Below are 11,892 nucleotides of genomic sequence, written 5' to 3'. Positions count from 1 at the left end.
ATGAGAGGGAGTGAACCACCCTGTGAAGAATCATTCGGGTATTTCCTTACGGCAGTTCTATATCATGACCTTCGGACTCACCATCGGAACCTCCATTCTGATCATCCCAAGCGGACTGGCGCATACCGCAAGAGAAGATGCCTGGATCGCTGCACTTTGCAGCCTCCTGATTAATCTGATTATGGTCACCCTGTATCTCGCAGTTGCCCGTCTTTATCCCGGCAGAGATCTCTACGAAATACTCGAAGCGGGTTTCGGCAAATGGGTTGGCAAGATCATCTCGCTACTGTATCTGTTCTATTTCCTGATTCTCACCGGCACGCTGCTGGGCGACCTGGGCTTCTTCATTACCAGTGAGATTCTGCCCGAAACACCGATTGAAGCGGTCCAGATTATCTTCCTGATCGCTGCCGTCGTGAGTGTCAAATCAGGGATTGTCGTATTTGCCAGAGTATGCGAATTATTATTCCCCTGGGTGCTGTTCCTGTTCCTGATTCTGGTGCTGGCCCTGATTCCCAAAATCGAATGGAATCATATCAAGCCGGTCCTGGAAGGGGGCTTACCTCCTGTTCTCCTCGGCGGCTATCAATCCGCTGTGTTTCAGGAACTCATCGTGCTGATGACCTTCCTGCCACTCGTCAGGAAGCCAAAAAGCGGGGAGCGGGCCTTTCTGCTGGGCACGTTCACAGGCGGCATGGTCCTTAGCCTCATTGTGCTGCTCAGCTTGCTCATTCTTGGGATTGAACAGACGGAGAACAGCACCTTTCCCGCCTATGCTCTGGCCAAGACGATTAATATCGGAAATATTTTACAGCGGGTCGAGGGCATTCTGATTACCATTTGGGTACTGACCTTTTTCATCAAAATCTCGTTGCTCTACTTCTCCATTCTGAAGGGGCTGCAATCCGTCTTCCATCTGCGGAAGCAGGACTATCTCATCTATCCCCTGGCTGTATTGTTCATCATCATCGCATGGAATACCTATATCAACACCGTTTATATCAATGAAATTATTGCAAAGGTATGGGGGAATTTCGCGTTTATATTCTTGGTACTTCTTCCGCTGCTGCTCTATGGGCTAACTTTGCTGAAGAAAACTATTCATCGGCTCCGCACAAAATAAGCGCCCCGCCACAAACGTCTGATCAAACAGACTTCTGCAGCAGGGCGCTTCAAGTACATGGACATAATTATAATTAGGACAGGGTTCGTGACGAACGGGGCGTTCTGTTAATTACCGTTCTCCGAATTGCTGAGCGCAGCGGCCGGAGCCAGTCCGGCATGACTGCGGCCGGGAATCTCGCCAGTCGCCTCAAAATGCTCCACAATAATGTCAATCTCCTTCTTCAGCTCAGAGACCAGCTCCGCCTCAGGCACCTTGCGGATCATCTTGCCGTAACGGAACAACAGCCCTTCTCCGCGCGCACCGGCGATGCCGATGTCCGCTTCTCTGGCTTCCCCCGGACCATTCACCGCACAGCCGAGGACTGACACCTTAATCGGCACCTTCAGCTTGGAGATGTACTCCTCCACTTCGTTCGCAATCGAGAAGAGGTCAATATCCAGGCGTCCGCAGGTCGGGCAGGAGATCAGAGTTGCCGCATTCGAGATCAGACCGAAGGTCTTCAGCAGTTCTCGCGCTACCTTCACTTCCTCCACCGGATCAGCACTCAGGGAGATCCGCACTGTACTGCCGATGCCCATGGAGAGCAGCGCGCCGATCCCGGCGGAGCTCTTCACTGTTCCGGCGAACAGAGTACCGGACTCGGTAATCCCCAGATGCAGCGGATAAGGAATGACCTCCGCTGCCTTGCGGTAGGCTTCGATGGCCATTGGCACATCGGACGCCTTCAGCGATACGATAATATCGTGGAAGTCCAGCTCCTCCAGAATGCCGATATGGTACAAGGCACTCTCAACCATCGCCTCCGGTGTAGGATAACCGTATTTCTCCAGCAGGTGATTCTCCAGTGAACCGGCGTTAACCCCGATACGGATCGGTATTCCCTTCTCCTTACAGGCCTTAACGACAGCTTCCACCTTATCACGGCGTCCGATATTGCCGGGATTGATCCGCACCTTGTCGATGCCGTTCTCAATCGCCAGCAGGGCCAGCTTGTAATTGAAATGAATATCCGCTACGAGCGGGATATGAATCTGCTTTTTGATTTCCTTAATCGCTGCTGCCGCTTCTTCATTGTTGACCGTTACCCGCACGAGCTGACAGCCGGCTTCCTCCAGCCGCAGAATCTCGGCCACGGTTGCCTCCACATCAGCGGTCTTGGTCGTACACATGCTTTGGATGGCAACCTCGTTGTTACCCCCGATAATCACTCCGCCAACATTGACGGGACGGGTCTGGTGTCTCAGGAACATGGTTTTCTCCCCCATAACGATCAAAGCTCCACCCTCTCCGCCCCCGCAGGTCATGCGGGGTGTGCGGGAGAAAGTGGAGACCCTGAGCTGTATTGTTAAGCCGCATCAGGCCTGGTTATTTAAGCCTGGCTTACGCGCTTTCTTCTTTTTTCTTATCCTTCTTGAGACTAAGCTCCGGCAGGGACTTCTCCTTAACAACCTGCTCGGTAATGACACAATCCTTAATGTCATCACGTGAAGGCACCTCGTACATCACATCAAGCATAATGCTCTCGATGATGGCACGCAGTCCACGGGCACCGGTGTTGCGCTTGATCGCTTCCTTGGCAATTGCTTCAAGGGCAAGCGGCTCGAACTTCAGTGCTACATTATCCATCTCCAGCAGCTTCACATACTGCTTCACGAGCGCATTCTTAGGCTCGGAGAGAATACGTACCAGGGTGCTCTCATCAAGCGGCTCCAAGGTCGAGATTACCGGCAGACGGCCGACGAACTCTGGGATAAGACCGAACTTCAGCAGATCCTCAGGCAATACCATGGACAGGTATTCACCGGCCTTGAGGTCCTTCTGTCCTTCAACCGCAGCGTTGAAGCCGATGACTTTTTTGCCGATACGGCGCTTGATCATCTGCTCCAGGCCGTCGAAGGCACCGCCCACGATGAACAGAATGTTCGTAGTATCGATCTGGATGAATTCCTGATGCGGATGCTTGCGTCCCCCTTGCGGCGGAACCGAAGCAACCGTACCTTCCAGAATCTTCAGCAGCGCCTGCTGAACGCCTTCACCGGATACGTCACGGGTAATGGACGGGTTCTCGGATTTACGCGCTACCTTGTCAATTTCGTCTATATAGATAATGCCGCGTTCGGCTTTCTCCACATCATAATCAGCCGCTTGAATCAGCTTCAGGAGAATATTCTCAACGTCTTCACCGACATAACCGGCTTCCGTAAGGGAAGTGGCATCTGCAATGGCAAAAGGCACGTTGATGATCTTCGCCATCGTCTGCGCCAGCAGGGTCTTACCGGAGCCTGTAGGTCCGAGCAGCAGAATGTTGCTCTTCGTCAGCTCCACATCTTCAATCTTGCTCTGGCTGTTGACACGCTTGTAGTGATTGTATACAGCGACGGAGAGCGATTTCTTCGCTTGCTCCTGGCCGATCACGTATTGATCCAGAATATCACGGATTTCCTTCGGCTTCGGAATATCCTTCATATCCAGCTCTTCCTCGTGGCCAAGCTCCTCTTCCACAATCTCTGTGCACAGCTCGATGCATTCGTCACATATATAAACACCAGGTCCCGCTACGAGCTTACGAACCTGCTCTTGTGATTTGCCGCAAAAGGAACATTTCAATTGTCCTTTTTCATCATTAAATTTAAACATCTTACCACCCCTTTAAGATATGATCGGTGAAGAGAGTACTTGGTCAATGAGCCCGTATTCCTTCGCTTCTTCCGCGCTCATGAAGTTATCGCGGTCTGTATCCCGTTCGATTTTGTCAAGGGGCTGACCTGTGCGCTCTACATAAATCTGATTCAGCTTCTGTCTCGTCTTGAGAATCCAGTCGGTATGAATCCAGATGTCGGACGCCTGCCCCTGAACGCCGCCGAGCGGCTGATGAATCATAACCTCGCTGTTGGTCAGCGCATATCGCTTGCCGGGCGCTCCGGCTGTCAGGAGCAATGATCCCATACTGGCGGCCATCCCTACGCAAATCGTTGAAACATCCGGTTTGATATATTGCATCGTATCATATATACCCATGCCGGCTGTCACAGAACCACCGGGCGAGTTGAGGTACAAGTGAATGTCTTTTTCGGGGTCATCTGCTGCCAGGAACAGCAACTGCGCAATAACCAGATTGGCGACATCATCGTCAATCGCACTGCTCAGGAAGATGATGCGATCCTTGAGCAATCTGGAATAGATATCGTATGAGCGTTCTCCCCGGCTTGTCGTTTCCACAACCATTGGTACCAGACTCATGCCACCAACCTCTTTTCTCTATACAGATTAGTCTTTCCGTTTCAGAAATATTTTAACACGTTCAAAGCGGGATGTCATTTATTCACTGGCTCCCTAAACCGCATTGTTCATGTGCATGCCATTATAACGCAATTCCACGGACAATGCCAATTGAAGGGTTCATGATATGTACTACTAAACGCCCGGCCCCCGATAAAAATAAGGCACGTAACAAAAACTTACGTGCCTTATCAAATCTCTATGGAGGCTAATGGATAGCCGTTCTAGGTAAAGGATTGAAGCTTACTCAGCCTTTGCTTCTTCTGCTGCCGCTTCTTCTGCAGGTGCTGCCGGAGCTTCAACTTCCACGCTGTTGCTAACGAGGAATTCGATGGTCTTGCGCAGGGAGATCTCATCGTTCAGACTGCTCAGGGAACCGTTGGCTGCCAGAATGCTGCGGATTTCTTCAGGAGTACGCTTGTAAGCTTCAGCCATCGTAGCCAGCTCTTGCGTAACTTCTTCTTCCGACACTTCGATCTTCTCTTCCTTGGCAATAACTTCCAGAACAAGGTTGTTACGAACGCGCTTCTCAGCATCGCCCTTCATTTGTTCCTGCAGGTCTTCACGAGTCTGGCCCGAGAAGCTGAGGAACATATCCATGTTCATGCCCTGCTGGCGGAGACGGGTATCGAAGTCACGAACCATGTTCTCTACTTCGCTGGCGATCATGGCCTCAGGAATTTCCACTTCAGCATTTGCTGCTGCTGCGTCAACTACTGCGGATTCACGAACGCTCTTCAGTTCTTCCTGCTTGCGGGATTCGAGCTGTGCCTTCAGATCTGCCTTGTATTCCTCCAGAGTGTCGAATTCACTAACATCCTTGGCGAATTCATCATCCAGCTCAGGAAGCTGTTTGCGCTTGATTTCGTGCAGCTTCACTTTGAATACAGCAGCTTTGCCTGCCAGTTCAGCAGCGTGGTAAGTCTCAGGGAAGGTTACTTCAACATCCTTGAAGTCTCCAGTGGACATGCCCACTACCTGCTCTTCGAATCCTGGAATGAAGGAATTGCTGCCCAGCTCCAGGGAATGACGCTCAGCCTGTCCGCCTTCGAATGGAACGCCGTCAACGGAACCGTCAAAATCAATTACTGTGATGTCGCCGTTCGCTGCTGCTCCTTCTTCGATGACAACAAGCTCAGCGTGACGCTCTTGCAGACGCTTCAGTTCAGCATTCAGCTCTTCGTCAGTGACTTCTGCCTTCTGTACTGGAACTTCCAGACCTTTGTACTCGCCCAGCTTCACTTCCGGCTTAACTGTGATCTTCGCTTTGAAGATGAACGGCTGGCCCTTGGCGAATTGCTCGATGTCCACTTCAGGACGGTCTACAGGGAAGATGTCAGTCTGTTCAACGGCTTCGCCGTAAGCTTCAGGAAGAAGAATGTCGATCGCATCCTGATACAGGCTTTCAACACCGAAACGGGATTCAAAAATCGGCCGCGGTACTTTACCTTTACGGAATCCAGGTACGTTTGCTTTCTTTACCACTTTATTAAAGGCTTTGTCGAGTGCTGCAGCTACGCGATCTGCTTCTACTTCGACTTCAAGAACTCCGAGGTTCTTCTCTATCTTTTCCCAAGTTGCTTTCATAATATACTTTTCCCTCCAAAAATAGGTTACATGTTTACTTAAATAGTCCAACATTTCACGCACAGAATAACCACTATATTATATACAACATTACTTTATTTATCAAGTAGAGAACTCTTCACGAATCCCCTGAGCGAACGGTAGGCCCCCTCAAATTGGAAGCGCATGCTATCGGTGATGCCGTACATCCCCCGTGTTTCCTCTTCTTTGCGGTTCCCGTTCAGGCTCTCCGACACCATCTGGTGCAGGGCCCCCGCCCAAATATCCAGCTGCGAATACTCCCCGTCCAACAGCTTGCGGTAATCCCCCGTCCCGTAGATGGACATGACAAACTGCCCCCACAGCTCCTGGGCAAAATAATACAGCGTCGGCTCATGCACCTCCGCCTGCTCCGCCACCCGTTCCAGCACCTGGCTGATCTGCGGCGGGAACTCGTCGCTGTGCAGCGGCACGGTCTCGATCTCCACCTCAGCGGCCTCATGGCCCCGGCTCAGCCTGATTGCCCCCTGAGCTCCTCTGCGCCGCAGCGTCTGCAGCGTGCGGAATTGCAGCAGCGGATGCACCTCGGCCTGCTGTAGCCAGCCGGTCAGCGCTTCATCCACCCCGCTCCCCTCCAGGTAGGAGAGCTGCTCCAGCGCCAGCACCGTCGCTTCAGACAACGGTTCGTTCATCACCCGCTTCAGCAGCTTATCCGGGTACTCCGCGTCCTCCTCCAGCTTCGATCTGGCCAGAATCCGGGCCATGTCCTCTTCCCCCAGATCCATCTCCTCCGCATCCGTGGCACCTTCCCCGTCACCGCCCTGCGCCGCGTGGGGGAAGGCTGCCGCCAGCCAATCCAGCAGCGACCGCCATTCCTCGTAGTGCCGCTCTTCCTGTCCCTGGCACTGCAGCAAAAAACGCAGCAGCTCCATCGCTTCCCCGTAACGTTCATTCTCCAGCATAACTGTGAGCTGAATCTGGTAGTAATCCAGGGTCTTGGGAAACAGCACGATGTTCTCTTTGGCGGGGGAATTGAATTGATTCATGAGGGCACCTCCTTTTCTCCGAACTGTAATCGCTTCTGAACCTTAATCAATTGTAGATTATAACATATCCCTGCACGGTTTCAAAAAAACAAGTTGAAAAAGTTAACTATGTATGATAACATAATTTTTGCTTGCTTTTCAGTCAGTGTTCATGTCCCGGTAGCTCAGTTGGATAGAGCATGCGCCTTCTAAGCGCACGGTCGGGGGTTCGAATCCCTTCCGGGACGTCAAAACAACAGCCTTCCTTCAGGAGGGCTGTTTTGTCGTCCGGGGGATGAGAACCCTTGGCGCCAGCCGGGGACGTTGGAGCATACGCTTCGATAGCACTACTTCGCAATCAGCCCGTATGGGCTGTATCCCTTCCGGGACGTCAAAACAACAGCCTTCCTTCGGGAGGGCTGTTTTGTCGTCCGGGGGATGAGAACCCTTGGCGCCAGCCGGGGACGTTGGAGCATATGCTTCGTTAGCACTACTTCGCAATCAGCCCGTATGGGCTGTATCCCTTCCGGGACGTCAAAACAACAGCCTTCCTTCGGGAGGGCTGTTTTGTCGTCCGGGGGATGAGAACCCATGGCGACAGCCGGGGACGTTGGAGCATCAGCTTCGTTAGCACTACTTCGCAATCAGCCCGTATGGGCTGTATCCCTTCCGGGACGTCAAAACAACAACCTTCCTTCAGGAGGGCTGTTTTGTCGTCCGGGGGGAGTCTTAGTTTTGAGCGGGATGTACTTTGGCACTTGGGTGAACGCTGCGCGAACGGACCGTTGTTACAATCGCTGTTGTCTCCAGATTTTATTTATTTCCCTAATCGGTAAAAATCCGGAGACAAAGGCGACCGCTATCGCTTTTCCACAATCGTTCCGTCCTCTCCGCTGTTTGAGCGGGAAATGACCTTCACAGACCCTCCCTCACTCTTTAGTAGTGGAGGAAGGGAATCCTGCACGTACTATGCGGACTGGAGATCCCTTATTCCGGCGGATCACGCTGTCCGCAGGGTCATGCGGACTCAGAGGCCGTTAAGTAACCTGTTTCTCCGCACTTCCTGCTCGAATGCACAGTTTAACGTCCTCTGAGTCCGTTTAAGAACAAAAAGTTGGTTTTTTCGACGAATAGCGTACCCTCAGTCCGCATAGCTCAGCTGGTGGCTACATTCTATTCGTTCACTTTGTCGTGCACATTGAACCGGCTACCTGGTGAGGATGCCGGAGTAACAGCGAACCGTGCACGTACTATGCGGACTGGAGATTCCTTATTCCGGCGGATCACGCCTGTCCGCAGGGTCATGCGGACTCAGAGGCCGTTAAGTAACCTGTTTCTCCGCACTTCCTGCTCGAATGCACAGTTTAACGTCCTCTGAGTCCGTTTAAGAACAAAAAGTTGGTTTTTTCGGCGAATAGCGTACCCTCAGTCCGCATAGCTCAGCTGGTGGCTACATTCTATTCGTTCACTTTGTTGTCCACGTTGAACCGGCTACCTGGGGAGGATGCCGGAGTAACAGCGAACCCTGCACGAACCCTGCGCACATTTCGCAGACTGGAGATCCCTTATTCAAGCGGATCATGCCTGTCCGCAGAGCTTGTTATTACATAATGTGTCGAATAACGCTGTTCCATCGTTGGATCTCCGGTCTTGGAGAAGCGAAGCGGACGCTTGGGGCCCTTGCCCCACTTCATATAAACGGTGTGAGATGGCTTCAGTTCATGCTCCCGTGCCTTCTGACGGATCAGTGAGAGGATGAAGTTGAACTGCGACAGATTGCCGCGAAGGACCCGTTCCAGATAAGGAACTTTGCCCAGACGCCACTCTTCTACCTGTTCAGGACTGACTGCTCCAAGTCTGAGGAAGACTTCCAACGGAGCGACAACGCCCTTTCCTGCAATGAGCTTCTTAACAATTTCGCCCACTTTCTTGTTCAATTCCTGCCTATTCATGCATGCCGTCCTCCGTATTCCTGCAACGCCCGCACTTCTCCGGGAAGTAAATGCCATCTGCCCGGTAGCAGCTAAAATCAAGGTGATCGAACACAAACGGACCGTCGCATTCCTGACACATAAGTATAACGGGATCTCGCGAACGTACAATCAGCGATTGCGCACGTTCACGCAGCAGCTCATGCCACTCCATCTCCCCGAGCCGTTCACGCTCATTCAGTTCTGCTATTACCTGCCGGATCTCAGCCCGTACCTTCCTGAACTCTATGGGCTCCCATTGCTGTAAAAAAGGAATGTATTTCCGGTCACAGGAACACAGGATTTTGAACAGGAACATCAGAATCATCCCCCGGTTCCGGTCCTTCAAATACTCCATACTGACCGGCGTGATCCCTTGGTCCAGCCAGTTCTCCCACTCCCGCAGCAGCTCTTCCGCCGCCCGCTCCCGCCGGACAGTCCAGCCGTAGACAGTGAATTCGATCATGGGAAGCTTCCCGGACAGCTCGGTCTTCAGGTACCCGGCCTCTATAAGGACGTCCACCTTCTCCATGATCTGCTCCATCGTCAGTTCGCGGTAGAAGCCATAGGCGGGTGTGTCATCCAAGTCGAGCTCGAGCAGCTTCTTCTCCTTCGAGCCCTTCAGGATCTTGGCCAAAAGCGTACGCCCTCCTGCACCGATAATCTCATCAGCTGCCTGCAGAATGGCAAGCAGCTCCGGTCTCGGCAGCGGTGTATTTAATGGATACGCGGTCGTCTGCTTCCGCTTCGGCTTACGGCGGCTCTTCTTCTGCGTACTCACAGAGTTCTTCCTCCTTGTCCTTATCATGGGCACAGGCTAGTCCAGCCTGCACTTATTTTATAGCCGAATTATAACATATCCAGACCCGGAAACAGGAAATTCAGGGTGAATTACAGCCCTTCCCTGAGCACTCCGAAGCTCCCTCCATTACACAGCAAACAGGCTGCCCGCCATGGATTGTCCATAGCAGAGCAGCCTGTTCTTACAGGGTTATAGCGATAGCGTGAATCCGCGCATCCGTATCCCTCTCAGCGTCCCCGGCGGCGGTTGCCCAGCCACAGCGGGAAGCGGAACATGAAGTTGATCAGCAGCACGACAAAGACCAGCACGGCGGCAGACTTATCCGCGATTTGCCGCGCATCCTCGACAATGGCCTCGGACTGCACGTACCACAGATGTACAGCCAGGGTCTCGCCCGGCGAGAACAGGTTGAAATCCCACATCTCGCCGGAGGTGCTGAGCCCGGCGGTCAGGATAATGACCGCCGATTCCCCGAAGGCGCGGCCGGCCACCAGGCAGACGCCGGTGACGATGGCCGGAAGGGCTACCGGCACGACGACCTTGCGGATGACATGGAACTTGGTCATGCCGAGGGCATAGCCGGCTTCACGGATCTCGCCTGGGACCGCGCGCACTGCTTCCTCCGTGACGCGGGCCAGCATCGGCAGATTCAGCAGCGCCAGGCTGACGCCCCCGCCGAGAATCGTTAAGCCAACACCGAAGTACTCGGCAAAGATCGCCAGGCCCAGGAGGCCGAACACGATGGACGGCACCGAGGACAGGGATTCCACGCAGATGCGCAGCGCGCCCGTGAAGGCATTATCCGGCGCGTACTCCGCCATATAGATCCCTGCCCCGATCCCGATCGGAACGGAGATCAGGAGGGAGATGAATAGGATATAGAAGGAATTGAACAGCACGGGACCAATCCCGCCGCCGGGATCGATCTCCTCCGGCTGCTTGAGCAGGAAGTCCGGTCTGAGCGAAGGCAAGCCTTTGCTTAGAATGGTGAACAGCAGCCAGAAGATCAGCAGCATGACCAGAACGCCCAGCGTATAGAAGCCGATGGTCGCCAGTTTATTACGCCGCTGGGCTCTGGCCGTATGGCGTGTGCGCGTGAACCCGTTCATCAGGCATCCCTCCGTTTGCGGCCCAGGAGCCGGATAATCAGAATCAGTACAAACGAGATCAGCAGCAGCAGGAAGGCCATCATATGCAAGGAATAGTTCCAGGTGGAGTCGAACTCCACGTTGGAGATCTGCATCACGATATTACTGGTCAGCACCGAGGTGGGTGCGAACAGGCTCTTCGCCAGCTGCGGCGTATTGCCGATGACCATCACCACCGCCATGGTCTCCCCGACTGCGCGGGTCATGCCAAGAATGACCGCCGAGATAATGCCCCGGCTGGCAGCGGGCAGAACGACGCGCATAATGACCTGAAGCCGGGTCGAGCCGAGCGCATAGGCAGCGTCACGGTATTTGCGCGGAACAGCCACAATCGCATCATCGCTGATCCGGCAGATGGTCGGCAGCACCATCAATGCCAGCACGAGTGCGGCGGCAAGCAGTCCGTCCCCGAGACCTTCTCCGCTGACTCTGCGCAGGAAGGGCAGCAGCACGGTCAAGCCCAGATAGCCGTATACAATAGAAGGAATACCGACCAGCAGATCAAGCACCGGACGGATGAAGCTCTTCAGCCAATTCGGGGCAATCTCCGCACAGAGCACAGCCATCCCGACCGAGATGGGCACGGCGATGACCAGGGTCAGCGCGGTAAGCGACAATGTATTTACGATGAAGGCGGCGGCGCCGAAGGCCTCCTCTTCCGGCGTCCAGTTGAACGAGAAGAAGAAATCCTGCGGGGAGATGCGGGTGAAGAGCAGCAGCGCCGTTTTGCCGATGAATACAATCACTAGTCCCAGCACAAGACAGAGCGCAAGGATGCTGAATAAAAAATAATAACGGGAGATGCTGTTGCCCATTAGATGTCTGCGGTGCCGCTTGGTGTTACGTTTAACTTCCTCTAGGCTTGTCTGTGTCTTTGCTGTCAGGCCATGAACCGGTGCCCCCATACTTTCCCTCCTGTAAGAGGCCAACCCCGTAGTTCCCGGAGCTGGCCGCTGTTACCTATCCATCTATTAGG

General features: G+C 53.5%; 10 protein-coding genes and 1 tRNA gene. 2 read left to right on the top strand and 9 right to left on the bottom strand.

The features are described 5' to 3' along the window. Window positions 1-22: 22 nt before the first annotated feature. Window positions 23-1,123, top strand: coding sequence for a GerAB/ArcD/ProY family transporter (locus NSS64_RS03165; RefSeq protein WP_341139183.1), 1,101 nt, complete (start codon window positions 23-25; stop codon window positions 1,121-1,123). Between the two features lie 107 nt (window positions 1,124-1,230). Here the strand turns inward: NSS64_RS03165 and ispG are convergent, their stop codons facing one another. The 5 genes from ispG to NSS64_RS03140 all read right to left on the bottom strand — a co-directional run bounded on the left by ispG (window position 1,231) and on the right by NSS64_RS03140 (window position 7,017). After that, window positions 1,231-2,376, bottom strand: coding sequence for a flavodoxin-dependent (E)-4-hydroxy-3-methylbut-2-enyl-diphosphate synthase (ispG, locus tag NSS64_RS03160; protein ID WP_209877026.1), 1,146 nt, complete (start codon window positions 2,374-2,376; stop codon window positions 1,231-1,233). Window positions 2,377-2,506: 130 nt separating this feature from the next. Then, complete coding sequence (gene clpX / locus NSS64_RS03155; RefSeq protein WP_036697574.1) at window positions 2,507-3,763, bottom strand: ATP-dependent Clp protease ATP-binding subunit ClpX; 1,257 nt, start codon at window positions 3,761-3,763, stop codon at window positions 2,507-2,509. A 12-nt stretch (window positions 3,764-3,775) separates the two neighbouring features. After that, window positions 3,776-4,366: an ATP-dependent Clp endopeptidase proteolytic subunit ClpP gene (gene clpP, locus NSS64_RS03150; protein WP_340752026.1), complete on the bottom strand. Its 591-nt coding sequence runs from the start codon at window positions 4,364-4,366 to the stop codon at window positions 3,776-3,778. Window positions 4,367-4,648: 282 nt separating this feature from the next. Next, complete coding sequence (gene tig, locus NSS64_RS03145; RefSeq protein WP_340938558.1) at window positions 4,649-5,992, bottom strand: trigger factor; 1,344 nt, start codon at window positions 5,990-5,992, stop codon at window positions 4,649-4,651. Between the two features lie 95 nt (window positions 5,993-6,087). Beyond that, window positions 6,088-7,017, bottom strand: coding sequence for a hypothetical protein (locus NSS64_RS03140; protein ID WP_341139182.1), 930 nt, complete (start codon window positions 7,015-7,017; stop codon window positions 6,088-6,090). Window positions 7,018-7,170: 153 nt separating this feature from the next. Between NSS64_RS03140 and NSS64_RS03135 the strand changes: the two genes are divergently transcribed. Beyond that, window positions 7,171-7,244: transfer RNA gene (locus NSS64_RS03135), tRNA-Arg, on the top strand. A 1,317-nt stretch (window positions 7,245-8,561) separates the two neighbouring features. Here the strand turns inward: NSS64_RS03135 and NSS64_RS03130 are convergent. The 4 genes from NSS64_RS03130 to pstC all read right to left on the bottom strand — a co-directional run bounded on the left by NSS64_RS03130 (window position 8,562) and on the right by pstC (window position 11,821). Beyond that, window positions 8,562-8,948 carry a hypothetical protein gene (locus NSS64_RS03130; protein ID WP_341139181.1) on the bottom strand — a complete coding sequence of 129 codons (387 nt, stop codon included), beginning with the start codon at window positions 8,946-8,948 and terminating at the stop codon, window positions 8,562-8,564. Beyond that, window positions 8,941-9,747 (bottom strand): RQC-minor-1 family DNA-binding protein, encoded by an 807-nt coding sequence (locus NSS64_RS03125; protein WP_341139180.1) that lies wholly within the window; start codon window positions 9,745-9,747, stop codon window positions 8,941-8,943. The genes NSS64_RS03130 and NSS64_RS03125 overlap by 8 nt, the downstream gene beginning before the upstream one ends. Before the next feature lie 248 nt (window positions 9,748-9,995). Continuing rightward, the gene (gene pstA / locus NSS64_RS03120; RefSeq protein ID WP_036726033.1) at window positions 9,996-10,877 is read right to left on the bottom strand and encodes a phosphate ABC transporter permease PstA; all 882 of its coding nucleotides are present in this window, start codon (window positions 10,875-10,877) and stop codon (window positions 9,996-9,998) included. Next, a complete protein-coding gene (gene pstC / locus NSS64_RS03115) occupies window positions 10,877-11,821 on the bottom strand; it encodes a phosphate ABC transporter permease subunit PstC (RefSeq protein ID WP_341139179.1) in 945 nt (314 codons plus the stop codon). Before pstC ends, pstA begins: the two co-directional genes overlap by 1 nt. Between the last annotated feature and the right edge of the window lie 71 nt (window positions 11,822-11,892).

The organism is Paenibacillus sp. FSL H8-0122, from assembly GCF_038005345.1.
Lineage (GTDB): Bacteria > Bacillota > Bacilli > Paenibacillales > Paenibacillaceae > Paenibacillus_AQ.
Note: the sequence above shows the minus strand (reverse complement) of the source record. Positions and strands in the feature narration are given on the sequence as shown.